Consider the following 24,298-nt stretch of genomic DNA (forward strand, 5'->3'; position numbering starts at 1 on the left):
CGGAGGAACCGACATGACCAAGACAATCCGCCTGACGATGGCGCAGGCTCTGACCCGCTTTCTTGCTCGACAGATGACCGAGATGGACGGGAAGAAGGTGCCGATCTTCGGCGGTGTCTGGGCGATCTTCGGCCACGGCAATGTCGCCGGCGTCGGCGAGGCGCTGTACCAGGTTCGCGACGAGCTGCCGACCTTCCGTGCCCATAACGAGCAGGCAATGGCGCATGCGGCGATCGCCTATGCCAAAGCCAATTTCCGCCGCCGCTTCATGGCTGCGACCAGTTCGATCGGCCCCGGCGCGCTCAACATGGTGACCGCTGCGGCGCTTGCGCATGTAAACAGGTTGCCTGTCCTGTTTCTGCCCGGCGACGTCTTTGCCAATCGCATTCCCGACCCTGTCCTGCAGCAGGCCGAGGATTTCTCCGACGGCACGGCGACCGTCAATGACTGCCTCCGGCCGGTGTCGCGCTATTTCGACCGCATCACCCGGCCGGAGCAGATCATGCCGGCGCTCAACCGCGCCATGCAGGTGCTGACCGATCCCGCCGAATGCGGCCCGGTGACGCTGGCGCTGTGCCAGGACGTGCAGGCAGAAGCGTATGACTACCCCGAGAGCTTCTTTGCCGAACGAATCTGGCATCAGCGGCGACCACGTCCGGATCGCCAGGAACTGGCCGCCGCGGTGGCAGCACTTAAAGCGGCGAAGAAGCCATTGGTGATTGCCGGCGGCGGCGTACTCTATTCGCAGGCCTCGGGTGAATTGGCCAGACTGGTGCAGGACGCCGGCGTTCCGGTCTGCGAGACGCAAGGCGGCAAATCCTCGCTGCCCGACGATCATCCGCTGAACATGGCGGCGGTCGGCGTCACCGGCACTTCGGCTGCCAACAGGCTGGCCGAAGAGGCCGACGTCGTGCTTGCCGTCGGCACCAGGCTGCAGGACTTCACCACCGGCTCCTGGGCACTGTTCAAGAATGCCGGCAGGACCATTATCGGACTCAACGTCCAGCCCTTCGACGCCGGAAAGCACCAGGCGCTGACGCTGGTCGCCGATGCGGCGGAAGGGCTCGCCGAACTCGGCGAGGCGCTGAAGGGCTGGAAGGCGCCTGCCGCCTGGACCGACAATGCGATCAAGGGCAAAAAGGAGTGGCAGGCGGAGGCGGGCAAGGTGACTGCGTCGACCAATGCCGCCTATCCGTCCGACGCGCAGGTGATCGGCGCCGTACAGCGCGCCATGGGCTCCGGCGTGGTACTGCTCCATGCAGCCGGCGGCTTGCCCGGCGAGTTGCACAAGCTCTGGCAGGCGGGCGCGCCCGGCTCCTACCACGCAGAATACGGGTTCTCGACAATGGGCTATGAAATCGCCGGCGGACTCGGCGTCAAGATGGCCAAGCCGGACGAAGAGGTAGTCGTGATGATCGGCGACGGCTCCTACCTGATGCTCAATTCCGAGATCGCGACCTCTGTGATGCTCGGCCTCAAGCTGACCATCGTGCTGCTCGACAACCGCGGCTATGGCTGCATCAACCGGCTGCAGATGGCGACCGGCGGCGCCAACTTCAACAATCTGCTGAAGGACGCCCGTCACGAAACCTTGCCCGAGATCGACTTCGCCGCGCATGCTGCGAGCATGGGTGCGATTGCCGAAAAAGTGCCATCGATCGCCGGGCTGGAAACGGCGCTGGCGCAAGCGAAGAAGAACACGCGAACGACCGTGCTGGTCATCGACACCGACCCGCTGGTTTCGACCGAGGCCGGTGGAAGCTGGTGGGATGTCGCAGTGCCGGAAGTCTCAGTGCGGCCGCAAGTGAACGCGGCGCGCAAGAAATACGAGGAAGCGCTGAGCGGGCGGGTTCTTTGAGCCATCCGCGAACGCGCCTCGAAATGTCCGAAACTGGAGTGACGACTTGAAAGCCAAACTGGGCATGTCCCCCATTGCATGGTGGAACGACGATCTTGCCGAACTCAGCGATGATGTGTCACTGGAGGAGTGTCTGCGCCAGTCGCGCTCGGCTGGCTTTACCGGCATGGAAATGGGCCGCCGCTTTCCCAACGATCCGCAAGTCATGCTGCCGATCCTGAAAGAGGCCGACGTGACGCTTTGCGGCGGCTGGTTCTCGGGGACGCTGGTCAATGAAGACATGGCGAAAAACAAGGATCGTATCCAGCCGATGATCGATCTGTTCAAGGCGGTGAATGCGCCCTGCATCGTCTATGGCGAAGTCGGCCGCTCCATCCAGGGCGACCGCTCGAAACCCCTCGCCAGCAAGCCCAGGCTGTCGGACGATGAGATGAAAGCCTACGCGAAGCAGCTCACGCAGTTCGGCGAATGGTGTGCCGAGCAAGGCATGCCGCTCTCCTATCACCATCACATGGCGGCGGTGGTCGAGACCGAGCCAGAGCTCGACGCCTTCATGCGCTATTCGGGAGAAGGCATTCCATTGCTGCTCGACGCGGGTCACCTGGCCTTTGCCGGGGGCGATGTGCTGCGCGCTATTGATAACCACAACCGGCGCATCAACCACGTGCATGTGAAAGACGTGCGCATGGAGGTGATCAACAAGCTGGATCGTAGCAGGCAATCCTTTCTCGATGCGGTGGCGCTTGGTGCCTTCACCGTGCCGGGAGATGGCTCGCTGGACTTTGGCGCCATCGTCCAGAGGCTCGCCGACCATGGCTATGAAGGCTGGTTCGTGGTCGAGGCCGAGCAGGATCCGAAGAAGAACCCGCCGCTCAAGATGGCGCAGGTCGGCTACAAGGAATTGATGCGGGTGATGACAGCGGCCGGCTACACGGTGGAGACACAAGGCTTTCCCAATGCTTGAGGCTCGCGAGGAAGGGCTGATCCGATGCCGGGGGTGATCCGATGAAAGACTCCGAGCACCCGTTTTTCCGGCCGCTGTGGCGGCGCGTTGCCGTTGTCGCGGTCTGCCTGGTCTGGTCGGTGATCGAATTCGCCACCGGCACGCCGTTCTGGGGCGTGATCGCGCTCGGCTTCGCCGGCTATGCCGTCTGGCAATTCTTCTATCTCTACAAGCCGGCTGACGAGGACAAGCCATCGGCGGACGCCAAACCGAAGGAATGACCATGTCTAAGCTGCTCATCAAAGCCAACAAGGGCCACGGCCGCGTCGCTCATGTGACGCCGCAAAACGCCGGCTGGACCTATGTCGGCTTCGATCTGTATCGGCTGAGGCCCGGCGAGAGCGCTTCCGGGCAAACCGCGGATCGTGAGGTCTGCCTGGTGTTCGTCACCGGAAAGGGCAAGGCCAAAGCCGGCGGCAAGGATCTCGGCCTGCTGGGCGAACGCATGTCGCCGTTCGAAGGCAAGCCTTGGTCGGTCTATGTGCCGCAGGGGTCGGAATGGTCGGTGAGCGCCGATACCGATCTCGAACTTGCCGTCTGTTCGGCGCCAGGACTGGGCGGCGGTCTGCCGGTCCGTGTCATCGGGCCCGACGTTCTCGGCCAAGAGGTTCGCGGCAAAGGCACCAACACACGCTACGTCACCAACATCCTGCCGGAGGGCAAGCCGGCCGATTCCTTGCTGGTGGTCGAGGTCATCACACCCGGCGGCCACACATCAAGCTATCCGCCGCACAAGCACGACCAGGACAATTTGCCGGCTGAATCCTATCTGGAGGAAACCTACTACCACCGCCTCAACCCGCCGCAGGGCTTTGCTTTCCAGCGCGTCTACACCGACGCCGACCAGAGCGGTGCTCGTTCGCTCGACGAGGCGATGGCTATCGAGGACGGCGACGTCGTGCTGGTACCCAGGGGTTATCACCCCTGCGCGGCCTGCCACGGCTATGATCTCTATTATCTCAACGTCATGGCCGGACCGAAGCGGACGTGGAAATTCCACAACGCGCCCGAGCACGAATGGCTGATGAAGGCCTGACCACTTCCCCTTCGCCCCAACCGCTGGTCCAAGCGAAAAATCGTCGGCCAACGACCCGGCTGTGTGGTTTTGTTACCGAAAACGCCGCAAAGCTTCGTCAATTCGTCATGGAAATCACCTATGGCAGCGGGGCTGACGAGGACTTTCGATGCGCTACGCGATCTATTTTACCCCCCGACAGGACGAACCGCTGGCACGGATCGCCGCCAACTGGCTCGGCCGCGACCCATTCGGTGCCGCCACAAAGCCGGTCGAGGCAGTAGGCGAGTTGTCGGCGGCAGAAGTTGCCTTCCATACCGCTTCGGCGCGCCGCTATGGCTTTCATGCGACGCTGAAGGCGCCCTTTCGACTGGCCTCCAATGAGACGGAAACCTCGCTTCGCGCGGCACTCGACGATTTTGCCGAGGCAACGCCGGTGGTTACGATCCCGCGCCTCGTCGTCAGCCAGATCGACGGCTTCTTCGCGCTGGTGCCGGAAGCACCGCTGCCGTCGCTCAACCGCTTCGCCGATGATGTGGTGCGCGACTTCGACCGCTTTCGCGCGCCGTTGACGGAAGCCGAGATCGAACGGCGCAGCCCCGATTCGCTGAAGCCCGACGAGTTCCGCAATCTCTGCCAATGGGGTTATCCCTATGTCTTCGAGACGTTTCGCTTCCACATGACGCTGTCCGGCCGGATCTCGTCACAGGAAAGCCCTCGTCTTCGCTTAGCAATCGACAGCCTGTTTGCGGGCGTGCTGCAAAGGCCGGTGCCGGTGGACGCGCTGACGCTGTTTGTGGAAACTGAACCTGGCGCGCCGTTCATGGTGCTGTCCCATCACGCGCTCGGGCGCCGCCCGGCCAGAAGAACTGCCTAATGACTATTTGCTCTAACCGCGTTTGTGCGACGTCAATTGGTTCCAGTTGGCTGCAAAATCCTGCAAGGACTGCTTGGAATGACCGCCGAGACTGTTCTTGACAACGCCCGGATCGTGCTCGCCGACCAGATCGTCCAAGGGTCGATCGTGCTGCGCGACGGCATGATCGCCACCATCGATGCCGGACCCGGCTGCAGCGGCGAGGACATGGGCGGCGACTTCATCATCCCTGGCCTGGTCGAGCTCCACACCGATCATCTCGAAGGCCATTACGCGCCACGGCCGAAAGTGCGCTGGAACCCGATCGCCGCGGTGCTCGCCCATGACGCGCAGGTGGCGACCGCCGGCATCACCACCGTGCTCGACGCCTTGCGCGTCGGCATGGACGAGGATGCGGACCTGACGGCTGCCGACATACGCAAACTGGCCGACGCGATCGAGGACAGTGTCCAGCAGGACCGGCTCAGGGCCGACCATTTCATCCATCTGCGCTGCGAGGTTTCGGCGCCGGACTGCATTACAGCCTTCGCCAATTTCGACGGTGACGAGCGGGTCAGGCTGGCGTCGCTGATGGACCATGCGCCGGGACAGCGGCAATTCGTCGATCTCGAGACCTACGCCTACTACTACCAGCGCAAGCTGAAGCTGACCGACCGCGATTTCCAGAAATTCTGCGAAAAGCGGATGGCGGAATCGGCGAGGAACTCGAGCCCGAACCGCAGCTTCATCGCCGCGGCTTGTCATGAGCGCGGCGTCGTGCTCGCCAGCCATGACGACGCGACCGTCGGCCATGTCGACGAAGCGATCGAGCAAGGTGTGCGCGTCGCCGAGTTCCCGACCACCGAGGAGGCAGCAAGGGCTTCGAAAAAGGCAGGGCTCGGCGTATTGATGGGCGCGCCGAACGTCATGCGCGGCGCTTCGCATTCGGGCAATGTCTCGGCCCGCACGCTGGCCGGCGACGGCCTGCTCGATATCCTGTCATCGGACTACATTCCGTTCAGCCTGATCCAGTCGGCCTTCTTCCTCGGCGACGTGGTCGAAGGTATCTCGCTGCCGCAGGCTGTGGCCATGGTTTCGAAGAACCCGGCCGAGGCGGTCGGCCTCACCGATCGCGGTGTCATCGAGCCCGGCCGGCGCGCCGATCTGGTTCGCGTGCGCGTCGACGACCATGTCCCGGTCGTCCGCACGGTCTGGCGGCAGGGACGCCGGGTCGCATGATGGTGTCGGCATCGGTCGAGCGTGAATTGTCCGCCGCGGGATTTCCGATCCGCGACGGTGTCTTCGTCGCCGTCGTCGGGCCGAGCGGTGCCGGCAAGGACACGGTGATCGGCTATGCGCGCGCGGTGTTTGCCGGCGAGAGCCGGCTGGAGTTCGTGCGCCGGGTGATCACCCGGCCGAACGATGCGGCCACCGAGGATCACGATACGCTCGCCGATGCTGCCTTCGTCGAGGCCGAAGCGGATGGCGCCTTCGCCATTTCCTGGGAGGCGCATGGCCTGCACTACGGCATCCCGGCCGAAGTCGACTGGTCGGTCTCCAACGGCCGTGTCGCGATCGCCAACGTCTCGCGCGCGATCATCCCGGCGCTGCGGGAGCGCTACGCCAATCTGGCTGTCGTCGAGATCACGGCTACACCGGATATCCTGGCCGAGCGGCTGGCATTGCGCGGTCGCGAGTCGCGCGGCGAAGTGCTGGCACGGCTGGCGCGCAGTGCCAATGTGGCGCTGTCCGGACCGGGTGTCACCTCGATCGACAATAGCGGCCCTCGTGAAGCCGCCGGCGAGCGCTTCGCCGAGGTGCTGCGCAAGGCCATGGCCTTCTCCGACATGTCGGGCCTTATCTAAAGTAGCGCCCATCCGATGCATTCGGTATGGGCGCTACTTGTCTAACCAATATCTTTGGAAGCCGGTACCCCCTTTTCGGGATTATGGCCTCATGCGGCGTGCCGGTCCCGACCAGCGTGACGAGTATCGGTGGCAGTGGTTGTCGAAGGCTTCACTGGCGCATCCGCTGGTGTATCCAGAACTGCAACGTGATGGCGATACACCATTTCCCAGCCCTTCCAGCCGGTGAACAGCAGTATGCAGACCACTATGAACGACAAGAGCGCACCCCATGGTCGGACCGCGGCTTCGGCGCCTTGGGCATAGCGAAGATAAAAATTGATCAGTGCCACAACGACCGCGGTCAGGTTGCCCAGCATGTGATACCAGGCGTCCGACAAGGCGCGAATGCGCGGCTCGTTGAGGAAGTCGATAAAACCGGCTGTCGCGGCGAGAAGGGCCATTACGATGGCTGCCCCGATCAGCCACATCGATGCCCGTGCCCAGAAAGCATCGGCAGTTCCCCAGAAAACCAGGTCGGTGACAAAGGCACCGACAAGAAACGCGACAGGAAAAGGTATCAACATCGGGTGGAGAGGGTGAGTTCCGACCTTTGCGGTACTTACTGGATTCGTGGGCATGGGACGCCTCCGCATAGCAAAGCTTAAATAAACGCTTCGATACGGGTTTCGTTCCAAATGGAGATTAATCTGAACTGCTGTCGCGAAGCTCAGGCCAACTTTTTGATGCCTGCCAATGGCAGTCGGCGCATTTCATCCAGCTATTTTTGCGTCATTCCGCGGCAGCACCCGCCACGCCCTTACGGGTAGCTTCCAGCATCCGCCGCCGCGCCCTGAACACGCCCCATTGCTGGTCGACCAGCACGCCGATGAGGATCACCCCGCCCATGACGGCGAAGTTGAGCGAGGACGGGATGCCGAGCAGGTTGACGAGGTTCTGCAGCTCCTGCAGCAGCACCGTGCCGAGCAGGACGCCGATCAGCGAGCCTTCGCCGCCGCGCAGCGAGAAGCCGCCGAGCACCGCTGCCGCGATGGCGTAGAGTTCGTAGAACTGGCCGTGGCTCGCCGGCGAGATCGAGCGTGTGTACATGGCGAAATAGATAGCCGACAGCGCCGTCAGCACGCCGCAGATGACATAGGCGGCTATGACGATGCGGCCGGTGCGGATGCCGGAATATTTTGCCGCTTCCTCGTTCTTGCCGATGGCGTAGAGATAGCGCCCGAATACCGAACGGTGCAGCACCACCCACATGACGACGGCGATGACGATCAGCGCGATGAAACTGTTCGGCACGCCCCAGGACCGCCCCGCCGTCAGGAATTCGAGTTCCGGGAAGTTCTGCCCAAAGGCAAAGCCGGCGGTGCCGTCGGCAGTGTAGAAGCGCGCCACGCCGCGATAGATCAGCAGGCCGCAGAGAGTGACGACAAACGGCTGCAACTTCAGCCGGGTGATCAGCCAGCCATGCATCAGGCCGATGATGGCGCCGAGCGCGATGATCAGCACGAAGGCCAGCGGCCACTCCATCTCCCGCACGGCGATGAAATCGATGAACAGCGTACCGAGTAGCGCAACCACCGAGCCGACCGACAATTCGATGCCGCCGGTGATGATGACGAAGGCTTGGCCGATCGACAGGATGCCGAACAGCCCGATCAGGTTCGAGGTGTTGGCGAGATTGATCGGCAGCAGGAAGCGCGGGTTGATGATCGCCACCACCGCGCCGACCACCAGGATCAGGATCAGCAGGCCGAGATCTTTCTTGCTCATCGTCTTCTCCCAACGCCTGCGAATTACTTCGGCTGCTTGCCGACCGCCAGCAGCAGCACGTTTTCCTGGCTGAACCGGTCCTTGTCGAGAATGCCGGAGATCTGGCCCTCATGCATGACGGCAATGCGGTCGGAAACGCCGATCACCTCCTCCATGTCGCTGGAGATCATCAGCACGGCGACCCCGGCATCGGCCAGCGCCCGCATCAGCCCGTAGATCTCGGCCTTGGCGCCTATATCGATACCGCGTGTCGGCTCATCGAGGATCATCACCTTCGGCTTCATCGCCAGCCATTTGGCCAGCACGACCTTTTGCTGGTTGCCGCCCGACAGCGTGCCGGTGCGCGTCTGCACGGAGGGCGCCCTGATGCCGAGATCGGTCTTCTGTTTTTCGGCGGTGGCGGCCTCGGCGCTGGCCGAGACCAGCGAGCGCCGCGAATGCGCCGGCAGATTGGGCAGCGAGATGTTCTGGGCAATCGACAGGTCGAGCAGGATGCCAGTCAGCTTGCGGTCTTCCGGGACGAGGAAAATACCGTTGGCCACTGCGTCGGCGGCCGAACCAAGAACCAGATCTTTTGCGTCAAGCTGGAACGAGCCGCCAAAGCTCCTGTCGATGCCGAACAGCACGCGCGCCAGTTCCGTCCGGCCGGAGCCGACGAGACCGGCCAGGCCGAGGATCTCGCCATGCCTCACACCGAGGTCGACGGGCCGGTCAGGATAGGCGGCGGTGCGAATGGCCTTGACCGACAGCGCGACGGAGCCCGGCGGGCGCGCCGATTCTGCGGCCTTCTCGCGCTCCTTCAGCATGCGGCCGATCATCAGCTTGACCATCTGGTCATGATTGATGGCGCTCTTCGGCAAGGTTCCGGCGAGCATTCCGTCCCTGAGCACGACGACGCGATCGGCGACGCGCTCGACCTCGTGAAGGCGGTGCGAGATGAAAATGACACCGATGCCGTCTGCCTTCAGCGCCTTGATGACACCGAGCAGCTTGTCGGTTTCGGCGATCGGCAGGCTGGACGTCGGTTCGTCGAGGATAACCAACCGTGCCTTGATCGACAGCGCCTTGGCGATCTCGACCATTTGCTGCTGCGCCAGCGACAGCGCCGACACCGGCGTATCGGCCGAGAAATTGGCGCCCACGCGTTTGAGCAGCGGCGCCGCCTGCGCTCGCAGCCTGGCGCGGTCGACGAGCTTGAGCGGCCCGGCGCGCAGCGGTTCGCGGCCGAAGAAGATATTGGCGGCCACGTCGAGGTTTTCGAACAGGTTGAGTTCCTGGTGGACGAAAGCGATGCCCGAGCCGATGCTGGCCTCGACAGTCAGCCCGTCATGGGCGACGCCATCGACGGTGATGGTGCCGGTGTCCGGCCTGGTCACGCCACCGAGGATCTTCATCAGCGTCGATTTGCCGGCGCCGTTTTCGCCGACCAGGCCAATGACCTCGCCGGGCCTGACCTCCATCGAGAATCCGTCCAGCGCAACGACGCCGGGATAGGTCTTGCGCACACCGTCGAGGCTCAGGAACGGAGCGTCCGCAGATGCAACGATGGATGGGTCGGAATAATTCATCACGCCTGACAGCAGCCGGTGAGCCATTTGGCCTCAGACTGACGAGCCGCGCGAGGCCCGTCAATAGAACGCCGGCTCAAGGCGAACCTTGAGCCGGCGCAACCTAATTCGCTCAGTTTCCAGACATCGCCTTGAGGCTGGCGGCGTAGGCGTCGACATCGTCCTTGCCGATGATCTTGGTCGGGATGATGATCAGGCCATCGGCGGGAATGCCCGACTTGTCGCCCTCGAGATAGGCAGCCATCAGCTTCATGCCCTGATAGGCCCATTCGAAGGGCTGCTGCACGACGGTGGCGGCGACGGTGCCTTCCTTGACGCCGCCCAGTGTGATCGGATCGTCGTCGAAGCCGACGACGGTGATCTGGCCGAGCTTGCCGGCATCGCGCAGCGCTTCATAGATGCGCGGCGTGTTGTAGGAATAGAAGCCGACCATGCAGGTGACGTCGGGGCTGGCGACCAGCGCGTCCTCGACGTTCTTCTTGGCGCGAGCCTGATCGATGTCGTCGCCACGCACGTCGACCAATTCGATCTTGGTGCCGGCGAGACCTTCCTTCATGCCCTGGATGCGCTCCTTGGCGTTGTCGGCGCCGAGCAGGCCGACGAAGCCGAGGCACTTGCCGCCGTCAGGCATTGCCTTCTTGGCGATCTCCGCCGCCTGCTTGCCGGCATCGACATTGGACGAGCCGATATAGGCGACACGCTTGGTCTGCGGCGCGTCGCTGTCGGTGGTGAACAACGCCGTTTCCGAGGCGATCTTGTTCAGCCCGTCGGTCGACGTCTTGGGATCGACGGCCGAGACCATGATCGCCTTCACGCCGGCCGTCACCAGATCGTCCATCAGGCGCTGCTGGATGGCGACCGAGGACTGCTCCGGATATTTGAGTTCCAGTTTGTAGTTGGGCAGTTCGCCTTGAGCCTTCTTTACGCCGGCTTCCGCCGCCTTCCAGAAATCGGAAGCGCCGTTGACGACGAAGGCCAGTGTCGGCTTGTCGTCGGCCCGCGCAATTGCGCCGGCGGACAGGCCGAGCAGCAGGGCCGCAGCGGCGGCGGACGCATTTCGTATCACAGATTTCATATTCAACCTCCCATTTTGACTCAGTAATTTTCGCTGATGATGAACGTGCCGGCGCGGCTTGGACGCCCTCCTCCTCAAGGGTTTCCGGCAGCGAAGAACGACGCCATTCCAGCCGCGATCGTCGACTTTAGAGACTCATTCGCCGTTCGTAAATAGTCCGATTTGTCTGACATTTCCCGGAGCTTCGGCTGACGGGAACCGTCCGATACCAGGCTGGCTTGCGTTCCGAACATGCGCGGTCCGACGTCGTCCGGGCATGATGGATTGACGTTATAGGGATGCCGGATATTAGTAAAGAGTATTAGTTTGGTCGAGATTCTCGCACAAAGGAGAGAGGCCTCCCCAGTCGCAACCGTTTTGAACCGGGGACTACATCGCCTAAGAGGTCGATTATATCTATTAGTAGCGCTTCGCCCTATAAATGCGAGATTCGAGGGACCAATGACATGAACGAACCACTGCGTGATCCCGTCCTTGAGGGTACCAGGCGGCGCAAGCCGTCCGGGAAAAACCCCAAGGGCCGCGTTACCATGACCGACATCGCCAGGGTCGCCGGCTGTTCGCAGGCGACGGTTTCGTTCGTACTCAACAACACGCCGGGGATCAGGCTGTCGCAGCAAACCCGAGAGCGGGTGATCGAGACGGCGCGAGCACTGGGCTATTCGCCGCCGGTGTTTTCTGCCTTGCGAGCCCCGGTTGCCGCATTCGACGGGCTGGATGGCGTGATCGGCTTCGCCGTCGACCAGTTGGCGACCAGCCCGGAGGCGGTCGTCGCCATTGAAGGGGCGCGGCAAGCCTCGTGGAACGCCGGCAATGTAGTGTTGGTGGCGCAGACCATGGGCGACGAGGTGATGGAGGCCCGGGCCATCGCGGCACTGACCAAGCGGGGCATTTCGGCGCTGATCTACATGACCATCTTCACCCGCGAGATCGTCGCGCCGGACTATCTCTACGGCCTCGACATTCCGGTCATCCTGCTCAACTGCTACACCGCCGACTATGCCTTTCCCGCCGTGGTGCCGAGCGAGATCGCCGGCGGCCAGAGCTCGACCCGGCACCTGATCAGCTATGGCCATCGCCGTATCGCCACCATCACCGGCGAGCCCTGGATGCAGGCGGCTCAGGACCGGCTGAAAGGTTACCGCCGGGCGCTGGCGACGGCCGACATCCCGTTCGACCCGGAGCTGGTCGTCGAAGGCGATTGGTCAGCGAGCGCCGGCTATGCCGCGACCGTCAGGCTCTTGGCGCTGAAGGACCGGCCGACCGCCATCTTCTGCCAGAACGACCGTACCGCGATCGGCTGCTACGAGGCGCTGAAGGAGGCCGGCCTGCACATCCCCGGAGATATTTCGGTGGTCGGCTATGACGACGAGGAGATCGCGCGGCATCTGTTCCCGCCGCTGACGACGTCGATCCTGCCGCATATGGCGATGGGACAATGGGCGATCGAGCAGTTGGAAGTCCCCGCTGCTCCCGGTCGCGGCCGGAGCCGCTATCCCGTAACCAAGCTCGAATGCCCGCTGGTCGAGCGGGAGTCGGTTGGCGCCGTGGCGGGCTGAGGCGAGCGCGCCGGCGATCGACAGTTGCACAGGCTTGACATCAGGCCCGCCATATACCCGATTGATTTCATGAGATTGCAAAGCTGCTATAATTTTCAGGACTTCCGCCGGCTGGCAAAACAGCGCCTGCCAGGCCCGATCTTCAACTATATCGATGGCGGCGCGGACGACGAGACGACGCTGCGGCGCAACACGGCGGCTTTCGAGGACTGCGATCTCGTCCCTAACGTCCTTGCCGGCGTTGGACAGGTCGACATGTCGGTCACCGTCATGGGCCAGAAGCTGGCGATGCCGGTCTATTGTTCGCCGACGGCTCTCCAGCGGCTGTTTCACCATAGCGGCGAGCGCGCCGTCGCCGCGGCGGCGGAGAAGTTCGGCACGATGTTCGGCGTCTCGTCGCTCGGCACGGTCAGCCTGGAGGAAGTGCGCAAGCACAGGACGCCGCAGGTCTATCAGTTCTATTTCCACAGGGATCGCGGCCTGAACCGCGCCATGATGGAGCGCGCCAAGGCGTCCGGCGTCGAGGTGATGATGCTGACCGTCGACAGTGTCACCGGCGGAAACCGCGAGCGTGACCTGCGGACCGGCTTTTCCATCCCCTTTCGGCTTACGCTCGGCGGCATGATGCAGTTCGCGATCAAGCCGAGATGGGCTATCGACTATTTGACCCACGAAAAGTTCAGCCTGCCGCAGTTGGACGGCCATATCGATCTCGGTGGCGGAGCGCTTTCCATCAGCCGCTATTTCACGGAGATCCTCGACCCGTCGCTGGATTGGAAGGACGTCGAAGACATGGTCCGCTTCTGGAACGGCCAGTTCTGCCTGAAGGGGATCATTAGCGTCGCCGATGCCAGAAAGGCGGTCGACATCGGCTGCACCGGCATCGTTCTGTCAAATCATGGCGGTAGGCAGTTGGACGGCTCGCGCAGCCCCTTCGACCAGCTGTCCGAGATCGTCGACGCGGTGGGCGACAAGATAGACGTGATCATCGACAGCGGCGTCCAGCGCGGCACGCATGTGCTGAAGGCCCTGTCGTTGGGCGCCAAGGCCGTTGGCGTCGGGCGGTATTGTCTGTTCCCGCTGGCAGCCGCCGGACAGGCCGGCGTCGAACGGGCGCTCGGCTTGATGCGAACCGAGATCGAACGCGGCATGCGGCTGATGGGATGCAGGTCGGTGGCAGAGCTTTCCAGGGAAAATGTGCGGTTTAGGTGAGGGAGCCGGGACGCACAGCATAAGCTTTTCGAAGTGCAAACCTATACCGACCTGGCGCCCGTTTCGAAGACGGCCTCGCCGGAAACAGCATCCGTATGTCCGCCCTCAAGCTGTTGCCGCGTGTAACGCGCCGTTAACGCCGTTCGCGGCTGACAGGATGCTGGCCGCAGTTCGAAGGTATAGCCTGCGCCTCGCTGTCAGTTGCGGAGGCGGAAATGAATTTGCTTCGGATTGCGCTCTTGTGCACGGCCATGATCGACCTTGCAATGCCGGCCGTTCGCGCTGAGGATCGGCCTGTGCCGCCGAACAATAAAGCCGCAACAGCGCAGCCGCCCGTTCATTGTGAAGGCCAAAATTGTCTCCCGCCGGCGCAAGATCCCGTGCAGGAATGCACTGGCCAGGATTGCACGCCAGCTCCGCCGACTGAACCGGGCCCGGAGATCAAGCAGGCCGACTGAGCAGCATTAGCTGACGATCCCCTTTTTGGCATGGGCAGCGCTCACGTCTCGCGACCTTCCGACGACCGGCGCCGGTTATTGTCGGACGGCTGTGAGCGCACCGCGCCCGAGAGGTCGCCTGAGGCGGGCCGTGCATTGGATTGATGGCGCGCCCGAAGAGATTCGAACTCCTGACCCCCAGATTCGTAGTCTGGTGCTCTATCCAGCTGAGCTACGGGCGCGCAACAGGCCATGCTTGGCATAGCCCCGCGATCCGATCCTGGCGACCGGCCGCGATGTGAGCTGTTCCCTAGCGGCTGAATTTGCGAAAAGCAAGCCGACCCTGGCCAAAAGTTTTGCAGTCATGCCTTGCCATCATGCGCCGGCCGGCGAAGGCAAGATCGCGTCACGCAGCGGCCGAGCCGACAGGTCGTAGTCTTGGATCGGTCATTTGCCAATCGGAACGGTCCGTAACGAAATGAGCCGTTGCACGGCGGCCGAGCCGATGGCTCGTAGTCTCGGACCAACGCTTCGCGAATTAAAACGATCCGTAACGATACGGTTCGTTACGCCGGGCGGCGCAGCCCGTTGCGGGCCTGGTCGAGCCGGACCGGCTGGTCGGGAATGGTGACCGCGAATGTGGTGCGGCCGCCGATCGATTCGACCAGCTCCACCGTGCCGCCATGGGCGCGGATCAATTCATGGGCGATCGCCAGGCCAAGGCCGGTGCCGCCGCTGCGGGCCGAGCCGCGAAATGCCGCGAACAGGTTTTCTCGCGCCTTTGGCGGCAGGCCGGGGCCGGTGTCGGTGACGACGATGCGGCTGACGCTGCCGATGCGCTCGGCCGATATGGTCAGGCGGCGCACCACGGCGCTCTCGGTATCCGCCGCCATCGCCTGCACGGCGTTGCGGCTAAGATTGGTGAGCACGCGGAACAGCTGGTCGGAATCGGCATCGACCTCGAGCACCGGGTCGACGGCGTTGACGAATTCGATGCCGCATTCGATATCGAGCAGGCCCTGGACGTCTTCGACCAGCTGACGCAGCCGCAGCCTGCGGCGCGACGGCGGCGGCTCCTGGGTGCGGCCATAGGCCAGCACGCCCTCCGAATAGGACACCGCACGGTCGAGCGCGCGCAGCAGTTTTGGCGCGAAGGCCTGCACGGTCGGGTCCTTGACCTGGCGCAGGCGGTCCGACATCAGCTGCGCCGAGGCGAGAATGTTGCGCATGTCGTGGTTGATCTTCGACACGGCCAGGCCGAGATCTGCCAGGTGCTTCTGCTCGGTCAGCATCTTCTGCAGCCGCTCCTGCATCTGCGACAGTTCGCGTTCGGCGACGCCGATCTCGTCGGCCCGGGCGGCGGGGTGAATGATGCGGCCGGGATCGTCGGGAGCCTCGGAAAAGGACAGCATCGAGCGTGTCATCGTCCTGATCGGGCCGATCATGATCAGGTCTATCGCGGCATAGACCAGCATGGCGGTGAACAGCGAGATCAGCAGCGAGACGAAGGCGACGTTGCGCGAATAAATCAGCATGGCATTGCGCAGGCGGTGGTCGGGCATGATCAGCTCGAACTCCTTGTCGCTGTCGCCGACCGGCCCGAAAACGCGCAGCATCCGCTTGCCGCCGAAAAACAGCGTGTCCAGCGCGCCGGTCATGCCCTTGATCATGCCGACATTGGCGATATCGATATGCTCGTCGACCTGCGGCGGCATTTCGGCCACGACCAGAAGCCGCGAGACGCCGCCGTCGCGCACGGCGATCGCCTTGGCGCCGATCGCCATCAGTACGTCGTTCTGGGCGGCACGCGACAGCGAGGCAGGTTCGCCCTGCACCAGGACGATGGAAACCGCGGCGGCGGTGCTCAGCCTCTCCTTCAGCCAGCTCAGCCTATAGCTGGCGATCCAGGGCACGAAGATGAGGATTTCGGCCAAGAGCACGAAAACGATTGTGAGCAGCAGCAGCTTGGTCGACAGGCCGCGCGCCAGCGGCACCCTGCGGGTGGCGGCCTTCGCCCGGGCGATGCTTTCGTCGGTTGCTGGGACTTCACTCATGCTCGTCGTCACGGCTGCCTGTCATCACGGCTGCTTGTCTTCAGGACTGCTCGTCTTCACGATCGCTTGATCGGGCGAGATTAGGCGATTGCGGCTTTTTTGCCAAATTCATCCTTGGTCGAAGCCGGAAAGAGGCCGCAAGGACTTCCCTGCCAGTCCGACAACGCCGGCCCGACAGGCTGGATTGACTTCCAAAACCCTTCTTTCTATAAGCCCGCTCACGCTCGGGCCATTCGTCCCGGCGCGGTTTCGATCGCGCCAAAACCGGCCCGGCAAAGCTCCTGTTACAAAGTGACAGAATCAAGAAGGGCCGCACCCCGCGGTATTTAAACAAATGAAGCGTACTTACCAGCCGTCCAAACTCGTTCGCAAACGCAGGCACGGCTTCCGTGCCCGCATGGCCACCAAGGGTGGCCGCGGCGTCGTCGCAGCCCGCCGCAACCGCGGCCGCAAGCGTCTCAGCGCCTGAGCACCAAACGAGAGACAAGATCGTTGCCCGCAACCGGCAAGCCAACGGGTGCCCATCCCAAGCGGCTTCTGAAGCGCGCGGAATTCCTGGCCGTCCGTCGTGGCGAAAAGCGCCGCGGGCGGCTTTTCCTCGTCGAGGTCCTGGGCCGCGGCGACGGCGAGGCGCCGCGCGTCGGCTATACCGTCACCAAGAAGGTCGGCAACGCCGTCGTTCGCAACCGCATCCGGCGGCGGCTGAGAGAGGCCGTGCGCACGCATGCCGCGGATGACATGGTGCCGGGCAATGATTATGTCATCGTCGGGCGCGAAGACGTGCTTACGACTCCGTTCGGCCAGTTGAAGGCCGAACTCTCCCGCAGATTGCGTGGAACACGATAGGCCAAGGGCTTCGATGGAAAACAACCGCAACTTCTTCATCACCATCGCACTGTCGGTGCTGATCCTGGCGCTTTGGCAATATTTCTACGTGATGCCGCGGAGCGAGATGCAGCGCGAAGCCGCCCGCATCGAAGAACAGCGCGTGGCGGAGCAGAAGAAGGCTGCCCAAGGCACCGCTCCCGGCGCGAGCGAAACGCCGGTGCAGCCGGGCGCCATTCCGAGCGCGCCCGGCGGCGACGCGGTGACGCCGGCCGGCCGCGAGCAGGCGATTGCCTCGACCAAGCGCGTCAAGATCGACACGCCGAGCCTCGAAGGCTCGATCAACCTCACCGGCGCGCGCCTCGACGATCTCCGGCTCAAGCATTACAGGGAGACGGTCGACAAGACCTCGCCCGAGATCGCGTTGCTCAACCCGGCGTCCCTGCCAAACGGCTATTTCGCCGAGATCGGCTTTTCCGGCACGCCGGATGTGGGCAGGCTGCCCGGCCCCGACACGGTCTGGCAGACCGACGGCAATGCGACGCTGAGACCAGCGACGCCGGTCACGCTGACCTTCACCAACGACAAGGGCCTGGTTTTCAAGCGCACCTTCTCGGTCGACAGCCAATATATGTTCACCGTATCCGACACGGTCCAGAACGGCGGCTCGGCACCCGCGACGTTGTCGAACTATGGCCGAGTCACCCGCTTCGACAAGCCGGCTATCGCCAGCACCTATGTGCTGCACGAGGGCCTGATCGGCGTTACCGGAAGCGAGGGCCTGCAGGAATACAAATACTCCAGCGTCGAATCGGACAAGGAGTACAAACCAGGCAAGTCGAGCGACGGCTGGCTCGGCATCACCGATAAATACTGGGCGGTGACCCTGGTGCCGCCGAGCGGCCGCGAATTTCAGCCCAAATTCTCTTATTTCGAGTTCAAAAGCGGACCCCACCCGCATAGCTACCAGTCCGATTTCCTGTCCGATCCGGTCACAATCGCTCCCGGGCAATCGACGACCATGGAGTCGGAGATATTCGCCGGCGCCAAGGAAGTTTCGACGATCAACGCCTATGAAAAGGACCGTCATATTCGCCAGTTCGACCTGCTGATCGACTGGGGCTGGTTCTATTTCATCACCAAGCCGATGTTCTGGCTGATCGACACGCTCTACAAATTCTTCGGCAATTTCGGCCTGGCGATCCTCGCCACCACCGTCATCGTCAAAGCCATCTTCTTCCCGCTCGCCAACAAGTCCTATGCGTCGATGGCGAACATGAAGAAGGTGCAGCCCAAGATGCTCGAGATCCGCGAGAAATACGCGGACGACAAGATGAAGCAGCAGCAGGCGATGATGGAGCTGTACAAGACCGAGAAGATCAATCCGCTCGCCGGCTGCTGGCCGGTGGCGTTGCAGATCCCGGTCTTCTTCTCGCTCTACAAGGTGCTCTACATCACCATCGAGATGCGGCACGCGCCGTTCTTCGGCTGGATCCAGGATCTGGCGGCGCCGGACCCGACATCGATCTTCAACCTGTTCGGGCTGATCCCGATCACCTTGCCGCACATGCTGATGATCGGCGTCTGGCCGCTGATCATGGGCGTGACGATGTTCCTGCAGATGCGCATGAACCCGACGCCGCCGGACCCGACGCAGGCGGCGATCTTCACCTGGATGCCCGTGATCTTCACCTTCATGATGGCGGGTTTTCCGGCCGGTCTCGTTATCTACTGGGCCTGGAACAACACGCTGTCGATCCTGCAGCAGGGCGTGATCATGAAGCGGCAGGGTGCCAAGATCGAATTGTGGGACAATCTGGTCGCGCTGTTCCGCAAGAAACCGTCGCCGGCGGAATAGCCGGCGCTCCGATGATGCGAAACCAGAAAGCCCCGGTTCGTCCGGGGCTTTTTGTACAGGCTGGCGGTCTGGATTAAGCGATTGGTACTGCCGGGCGGATCGCGCTATTTTGACCTGGCTGGCAGTTGCCCGACGGAGCTCGATATGACCGGACCCAATCCATCGATCAAGCATCCGATCCCGTTGCACACGCGCGTCGGCTTTCTGAAACCGCTGGTGACGGCGCCGAACATCGAGATCGGCGATTTCACCTATTATGACGATCCGGACGGGCCCGACAAATTCGCCGAAAAATGCGTGCTGCATCATTACCCGTTCATCGGCGACAGGCTGATCATCGGCAAGTTCTGCGCCATTGCCGAAGGCGCGCGCTTCATCATGAACGGCGCCAATCACGCCATGTCCGGCTTTTCGACCTATCCGTTCAACATCTTCGGTCACGGCTGGGAGGAAGGCTTCGACCCGGCGACATGGTCGAAGGAGGTGCGTGGCGACACAATCGTCGGCCACGACGTCTGGATCGGCATGGAAGCGGTGATGCTGCCGGGCGTGAAGATCGGCGACGGCGCCATTGTCGCGGCAAAGTCGGTGGTGACGCACGATGTGCCGGCCTATGCGATCGTCGCCGGCAATCCGGCCAAGGTGGTAAAGATGCGCTTCGACGACAGGACCATCCGGCGGCTGCTGGCGCTGGCGTGGTGGCACTGGCCGGTGGAAAAGATCAGCCGCAATCTCGATGCCATTCGTGGCAGCAACATTTTTCTTCTGGAGGCAGCGGTTTGAACGCGTTGAACAAGACCACGATCGGCATCGAATTGTTCACGCGAGCCTGGATATTCATCCGCGGCGTGCCGGCGATGAAATTCCTGCCGCCGGAGGGTCCGCCCGAGATCGCCTTTGCCGGCCGCTCCAATGTCGGCAAATCGTCGCTGATCAACGCGCTGGTCAACCAGAAGGGGCTGGCGCGCACCTCCAACACACCGGGCCGCACGCAAGAACTCAACTATTTCGTGCCGGGCGGATTTTCCGGAGAAGGCGCCGACCTGCCGCCGATGGCCCTGGTCGACATGCCGGGCTATGGCTACGCCACGGCGCCGAAGGAAAAGGTCGACGAGTGGACGAAGCTCGTGTTCGACTATCTGAAGGGCCGGGTGACGCTGAAGCGCGTCTACGTGCTGATCGATGCCCGCCATGGCATCAAGGCCAAGGACGACGAGGTGCTGTCGCTGCTCGACAAGGCGGCGGTGTCGTATCAGATCGTGCTGACCAAGACCGACAAGATCAAGGCGGCGGGGGTACCGCGACTGGTCGAGGAAACGCTCCAGAAGATCAAGAAACGCCCGGCGGCATTTCCCTTCGTGCTCGCCACGTCGTCGGAAAAGAGCGAGGGCCTCGAAGAACTGCGTGCGGCAATCGTGCTCGCCGCCAATGGCGGATAGGCAACGGACTCCGACGGCTGGTCAGGCGGGGCTGGAGGCCCGTTCCTGCTCCGCAAGCTGTTCTGTGCCGTAGGCCTTCAGGAACACGTCGACGCCCGACCTGACGATATGTTCGATCTCGGCCACACTTGGCGCTTTGGTGCGATAGGCGAATATGCACTGGCGGAAAAGACCGGCCAGGCACAGTTCGGTGAACTGATAGGCGGCAAGCTCGACGTCGTCGATCTTCAGCAGACCGCGTTCGATAGCCATGTTGAGGAAAACGACAACCCTGTCATGGCCGCGCTTCGGCCCGCGTTCGTAAAATCGCGCGCCAAGCTCCGGAATCCGTTCCGACGCACCGATCACCGTCCGTTGCGCCAGGATGACCCTCGCCGAAGTGATCTTCATGGATAGCACGATGCCGAACTTCACCAGCGTCTGGCGAAGGTCGCCGATCTGGTCGAGCACCTCATACATGTTCTTGAAGATCGTGCCGCGTTCTTCCTCGATCAGCGCTTCGAACAGCTCTTCCTTGTTGGCGAAGTAGACATAGATCGTGCCCTTGGACACGCCGGCCTCGCGCGTAATGTCGTTCATCGACGCGGCTTCGAAGCCCTTGTCGATGAAGACACGGCGCGCACCCTCGATGATCTGGCTGCGCTTGACCGGGTCTTGCCCCGCGGCCGGGCGGCCGCGCGGCAGGCTGTCCAGCAGATCGCACTGCTCCTTGCCAGCGCTGGACAATGGGCCTGAATCAGACAAAGGAGCGGCCTTGGGGGCTTCGGCCATAATGTCACACCTCGTAAAATAATTCGAACCATCCGGTTCGATTGCTCTTGATATGGGCCTGTTTAAGCGCTAAGTCAACGTCAAGATCGAACCGAACGGTTCAGTCTGACAACATTCAGCGCCAGTTAATTTAGAGAGATATCATGTCCTCGAACGCGCCCACCAGTGCCGAAGTCCGCCCTTTCCCCAGTGCCAAGGTCCAGCCTGCGATCGAAGCGCCGGAAGCCCCTCTCAAGCCCGCCGACATCACCCCGCTGGCTCCCGCCAAAAAGAAGCGCTCGATGCGCTCGATGTTGTTGCCCATCATCGGCCTGGCCCTGCTGGGCGCCGGCGCATGGTATGGCTACGATTACTGGACCGACGGGCGCTTCATGATCTCGACCGACGACGCCTATGTCCAGGCCGACACGGCGTTCATCTCGCCAAAAATCTCAGGCTATGTCGATCAGGTCAAAGTGACCGAAAACCAGCAGGTGAAGGCCGGCGACCCGCTGCTGATCGTCGATGACGGTGACTACAAGATAGCCGTTGCCCAGGCCGAAGCGCAGATCGCCACGTTGAGCAAGACGCTCGACCGCATCGATGCCCAGACCGAAGCGGCCCGCGCCTCGCTCAAGCAGGCGCAGGCGCAGAAGACCGCCGACCAGGCCGCAGCAGACAATGCGAAGCGGGTTCAGGTCCGTGCCGCCCAGTTGCTCAAGACCCGGGTCGGTACCCAGGCCCAGTTGGACGACGCCCAGACGGCGGTCGAGCAAGCCAATGCCGCACTAGCCGGCGCCGACGCGCAGATCGCGGCGGCCCAGGCCAATATCGGCGTGCTCCAGGCGCAGCGGGCGGAATCGGCCAGCACGCTGGCCTCGCTGCAGCTTGCCCACGACAAGGCGGTGCGGGATCTGTCCTTCACCGTGCTGCGCGCACCCTATGACGGCGTGGTCGGCAACCGCTCGGTCGAGCAGGGCGACCTGATCAGCCCCGGACAGAAGCTCGCCGTCATCGTGCCAATGGACAAGCTCTACATCGTCGCCAATTTCAAGGAGACGCAACTTGCCCGGCTGGTGCCTGGTGAAAAGGTCAGGGTGTCGGTCGACGCGATCGACGGCCAGGACTTCGAGGGTACCGTGTCGTCGCTGGCGCCGGCTTCGGGAGCAGTGTTCTCGCTGCTGCCGCCGGAGAACGCCACAGGCAATTTCACCAAGGTGGTGCAGCGCGTTCCGGTTCGCATCGACGTGCCCGCGAATGTGCTGAAGACGGGCAAACTGCGCGCCGGCCTGAGCGTCGTCGTCGCGGTCGACAGCCGCACGGCGCCTTCGGCATCGAAGTAAAGCGGAACCGGGAGCAAGGGTCATGGCGACCGCAACCATTACCGCCGGATCGGTGTCGGCCATTCCGGCCCAGACAGATCACATGCCGATCCGCCGCGTCATCGCCTTCCTGGCGATGGTGTTCGGCATGTTCATGGCGATCCTGGACATCCAGATCGTCTCAGCCTCGCTGGCCGAGATCCAGGCGGGCTTGAGCGCCAGCTCGGACGAGATCCCGTGGGTGCAGACGGCCTATCTGATTGCCGAGGTCGTGATGATCCCGCTGTCCGGCTTCCTCAGCCGGATGCTGTCGACGCGCGTGCTGTTCACAATCTCGGCGGCGGGCTTCACCGCGGCCAGCGCGCTGGCGGCAACCGCAACCAATATCGACCAGATGATTGTTTACCGCGCCGTGCAGGGCTTCATCGGCGGCGGCATGATCCCGAGCGTCTTTGCAGCCGCCTTCACCATCTTCCCGCCGTCCCGCCGCGCCGTCGTCTCGCCGATGATCGGCCTGGTGGCGACGCTGGCGCCGACCATCGGCCCGACCGTCGGCGGCTATATCAGCCATGCCATGTCCTGGCACTGGCTGTTCCTGGTCAACGTCGTGCCCGGCATTCTGGTGACGACGGCCGCCTGGTCGCTGATCGACTTCGACAAACCCAATCTCAAGCTGTTCAGCAAGTTCGACTGGTGGGGGCTTGCCGGCATGGCCGCCTTCCTGGGCTGCATGGAATATGTGCTGGAGGAAGGTCCCAACAACGACTGGCTGCAGGATCAGGCGGTGTTCGTCTGCGCCGTCATCATGACCTTCGGCGCGGTGCTGTTCTTCTGGCGCGTGTTCACCGCCGAGGAGCCGATTGTCGATCTGAGGGCTTTCAGCAATATCAATTTTGCGTTCGGCTCGCTGTTCTCCTTCGTGGTCGGCATCGGCCTCTACGGTCTGACCTATCTTTATCCCGTGTTCCTGGGGCGCATCCGCGGCTACGATTCGATGATGATCGGCGAGGCGCTGTTCGTCAGCGGCCTGGCCATGTTCTTCACCGCGCCGATCTCCGGCATCCTGTCGAACAAGATGGACCCGCGCATCATGATGATGATCGGCTTCTTCGGCTTCGCCACGGGAACCTGGTGGATGACGCATCTCACCGCCGACTGGGATTTCTATGAACTGCTGATCCCACAGATCCTGCGCGGCTGCTCGATGATGCTGTGCATGGTGCCGATCAACAACATTGCGCTCGGAACCTTGCCGCCGGAGCGGCTGAAGAATGCGTCTGGCCTGTTCAACCTGACCCGCAATCTCGGCGGCGCCGTCGGCCTGGCCGTCATCAACACCGTGCTGATCGACCGCAATGCCTTCCACTACGCCCGGCTCTCCGAGCACGTGCAATGGGGAAGTGCCGCTGCGCAGCAGAAGCTGCAGAACATGACGCTCAACTTCGAGCAGACCGCCGGGCTCGACGCCTCCAAGGCGGCCATCTCCAAACTGTCAGGCATGGTCCAGCAGCAGGCGTCGCTGCTGTCGTTCATGGACGTATTCTTTATGCTGACGGTTTTGTTCGCGACGCTTGGGCTCTTCACCCTGGTGATCCGCAAGCCAGCCGCTCAGGGCGGCGGTGGCGGAGGCCATTGAGGCGCGCTGGATCCCCCGCCTGGCGCCCTCGCGCATGACCCCGAAAAGCGATTTTCGGGGTCATGCGCAAAATCAACATTACGAAGTCTTGGAGCGGCGGACACTCCACCGCTCCAACTTTTGTTTGCGCATCGGATTTTCCCAAAACCGCTTCGCACTTTTGGGTCCGATGCTCTAGCGCGCTCCGACAAAGTAAGGG

At 62.8% G+C, this 24,298-nt stretch carries 22 protein-coding genes and 1 tRNA gene; 16 read left to right on the forward strand and 7 right to left on the reverse strand.

Features of this window, described 5'->3' with window-relative positions; translation table 11 throughout:
• The first annotated feature begins 13 nt into the window (after positions 1–13).
• From iolD to phnN, 7 genes are all read left to right on the forward strand, one after another.
• Positions 14–1,858, forward strand: coding sequence for a 3D-(3,5/4)-trihydroxycyclohexane-1,2-dione acylhydrolase (decyclizing) (gene iolD / locus NKJ35_RS14000; protein ID WP_352647773.1), 1,845 nt, complete (start codon positions 14–16; stop codon positions 1,856–1,858).
• 46 nt (positions 1,859–1,904) lie between these two features.
• Positions 1,905–2,822 carry a myo-inosose-2 dehydratase gene (gene iolE, locus NKJ35_RS14005; RefSeq protein WP_352647775.1) on the forward strand — a complete coding sequence of 306 codons (918 nt, stop codon included), beginning with the start codon at positions 1,905–1,907 and terminating at the stop codon, positions 2,820–2,822.
• A 41-nt stretch (positions 2,823–2,863) separates the two neighbouring features.
• Complete coding sequence (locus NKJ35_RS14010; RefSeq protein WP_254815905.1) at positions 2,864–3,082, forward strand: DUF3329 domain-containing protein; 219 nt, start codon at positions 2,864–2,866, stop codon at positions 3,080–3,082.
• A 2-nt stretch (positions 3,083–3,084) separates the two neighbouring features.
• Positions 3,085–3,897 carry a 5-deoxy-glucuronate isomerase gene (gene iolB / locus NKJ35_RS14015; RefSeq protein WP_352647777.1) on the forward strand — a complete coding sequence of 271 codons (813 nt, stop codon included), beginning with the start codon at positions 3,085–3,087 and terminating at the stop codon, positions 3,895–3,897.
• 148 nt (positions 3,898–4,045) lie between these two features.
• Positions 4,046–4,753, forward strand: a complete 708-nt coding sequence (locus tag NKJ35_RS14020) for a DUF1045 domain-containing protein (protein WP_352647780.1) — start codon at positions 4,046–4,048, stop codon at positions 4,751–4,753.
• A gap of 78 nt (positions 4,754–4,831) precedes the next feature.
• Positions 4,832–5,971, forward strand: a complete 1,140-nt coding sequence (locus NKJ35_RS14025; protein ID WP_352647781.1) for an alpha-D-ribose 1-methylphosphonate 5-triphosphate diphosphatase — start codon at positions 4,832–4,834, stop codon at positions 5,969–5,971.
• Entirely contained in the window at positions 5,968–6,597 is a 630-nt protein-coding gene (phnN, locus tag NKJ35_RS14030; RefSeq protein WP_352647783.1) for a phosphonate metabolism protein/1,5-bisphosphokinase (PRPP-forming) PhnN, read from the forward strand. The genes NKJ35_RS14025 and phnN overlap by 4 nt, the downstream gene beginning before the upstream one ends.
• Positions 6,598–6,686: 89 nt before the next feature.
• Here the strand turns inward: phnN and NKJ35_RS14035 are convergent, their stop codons facing one another.
• From NKJ35_RS14035 to NKJ35_RS14050, 4 genes are all read right to left on the reverse strand, one after another.
• Positions 6,687–7,217 carry a DUF2231 domain-containing protein gene (locus tag NKJ35_RS14035; protein ID WP_352647785.1) on the reverse strand — a complete coding sequence of 177 codons (531 nt, stop codon included), beginning with the start codon at positions 7,215–7,217 and terminating at the stop codon, positions 6,687–6,689.
• Positions 7,218–7,368: 151 nt separating this feature from the next.
• A complete protein-coding gene (locus NKJ35_RS14040; protein WP_254815901.1) occupies positions 7,369–8,364 on the reverse strand; it encodes an ABC transporter permease in 996 nt (331 codons plus the stop codon).
• A gap of 23 nt (positions 8,365–8,387) precedes the next feature.
• On the reverse strand, positions 8,388–9,932 hold the full coding sequence (locus NKJ35_RS14045; protein ID WP_352648009.1) for a sugar ABC transporter ATP-binding protein: 1,545 nt from the start codon (positions 9,930–9,932) through the stop codon (positions 8,388–8,390).
• A gap of 112 nt (positions 9,933–10,044) precedes the next feature.
• Positions 10,045–11,007 (reverse strand): sugar-binding protein, encoded by a 963-nt coding sequence (locus NKJ35_RS14050; protein WP_352647787.1) that lies wholly within the window; start codon positions 11,005–11,007, stop codon positions 10,045–10,047.
• 530 nt (positions 11,008–11,537) lie between these two features.
• Between NKJ35_RS14050 and NKJ35_RS14055 the strand changes: the two genes are divergently transcribed.
• Together NKJ35_RS14055 and NKJ35_RS14060 are read left to right on the forward strand one after the other, a co-directional pair.
• Positions 11,538–12,566 (forward strand): LacI family DNA-binding transcriptional regulator, encoded by a 1,029-nt coding sequence (locus NKJ35_RS14055; RefSeq protein WP_502896116.1) that lies wholly within the window; start codon positions 11,538–11,540, stop codon positions 12,564–12,566.
• A 69-nt stretch (positions 12,567–12,635) separates the two neighbouring features.
• Positions 12,636–13,778: an alpha-hydroxy acid oxidase gene (locus NKJ35_RS14060; protein ID WP_352647789.1), complete on the forward strand. Its 1,143-nt coding sequence runs from the start codon at positions 12,636–12,638 to the stop codon at positions 13,776–13,778.
• 602 nt (positions 13,779–14,380) lie between these two features.
• Here NKJ35_RS14060 and NKJ35_RS14065 read toward each other — a convergent pair.
• Both NKJ35_RS14065 and NKJ35_RS14070 read right to left on the reverse strand, forming a co-directional pair.
• A tRNA-Arg gene (locus tag NKJ35_RS14065) sits at positions 14,381–14,457 on the reverse strand.
• A gap of 324 nt (positions 14,458–14,781) precedes the next feature.
• Positions 14,782–16,269 carry an ATP-binding protein gene (locus NKJ35_RS14070; RefSeq protein ID WP_352647791.1) on the reverse strand — a complete coding sequence of 496 codons (1,488 nt, stop codon included), beginning with the start codon at positions 16,267–16,269 and terminating at the stop codon, positions 14,782–14,784.
• 334 nt (positions 16,270–16,603) lie between these two features.
• On the opposite strand from NKJ35_RS14070, the gene rpmH reads away from it, so the two are divergent.
• The 5 genes from rpmH to yihA all read left to right on the forward strand — a co-directional run bounded on the left by rpmH (position 16,604) and on the right by yihA (position 20,391).
• Positions 16,604–16,738 (forward strand): 50S ribosomal protein L34, encoded by a 135-nt coding sequence (gene rpmH, locus NKJ35_RS14075; RefSeq protein ID WP_008833937.1) that lies wholly within the window; start codon positions 16,604–16,606, stop codon positions 16,736–16,738.
• Positions 16,739–16,761: 23 nt separating this feature from the next.
• Positions 16,762–17,115, forward strand: coding sequence for a ribonuclease P protein component (rnpA, locus tag NKJ35_RS14080; RefSeq protein WP_254815896.1), 354 nt, complete (start codon positions 16,762–16,764; stop codon positions 17,113–17,115).
• Between the two features lie 13 nt (positions 17,116–17,128).
• Entirely contained in the window at positions 17,129–18,952 is a 1,824-nt protein-coding gene (gene yidC, locus NKJ35_RS14085) for a membrane protein insertase YidC (RefSeq protein ID WP_352647792.1), read from the forward strand.
• Between the two features lie 144 nt (positions 18,953–19,096).
• A complete protein-coding gene (locus tag NKJ35_RS14090; protein WP_254815894.1) occupies positions 19,097–19,735 on the forward strand; it encodes a CatB-related O-acetyltransferase in 639 nt (212 codons plus the stop codon).
• Complete coding sequence (yihA, locus tag NKJ35_RS14095) at positions 19,732–20,391, forward strand: ribosome biogenesis GTP-binding protein YihA/YsxC (protein WP_352472343.1); 660 nt, start codon at positions 19,732–19,734, stop codon at positions 20,389–20,391. Before NKJ35_RS14090 ends, yihA begins: the two co-directional genes overlap by 4 nt.
• A gap of 21 nt (positions 20,392–20,412) precedes the next feature.
• On the opposite strand, the gene NKJ35_RS14100 is transcribed toward yihA, so the two are convergent.
• A complete protein-coding gene (locus tag NKJ35_RS14100) occupies positions 20,413–21,162 on the reverse strand; it encodes a TetR/AcrR family transcriptional regulator (protein WP_352506014.1) in 750 nt (249 codons plus the stop codon).
• A gap of 143 nt (positions 21,163–21,305) precedes the next feature.
• Between NKJ35_RS14100 and NKJ35_RS14105 the strand changes: the two genes are divergently transcribed.
• Positions 21,306–22,484, forward strand: a complete 1,179-nt coding sequence (locus tag NKJ35_RS14105) for an HlyD family secretion protein (RefSeq protein ID WP_352647796.1) — start codon at positions 21,306–21,308, stop codon at positions 22,482–22,484.
• A gap of 22 nt (positions 22,485–22,506) precedes the next feature.
• A complete protein-coding gene (locus NKJ35_RS14110) occupies positions 22,507–24,099 on the forward strand; it encodes a DHA2 family efflux MFS transporter permease subunit (RefSeq protein ID WP_502895625.1) in 1,593 nt (530 codons plus the stop codon).
• Positions 24,100–24,298: the final 199 nt, after the last annotated feature.

Origin of the sequence: Mesorhizobium sp. M0136, from assembly GCF_040322515.1 — a bacterium.
Lineage (GTDB): Bacteria > Pseudomonadota > Alphaproteobacteria > Rhizobiales > Rhizobiaceae > Mesorhizobium.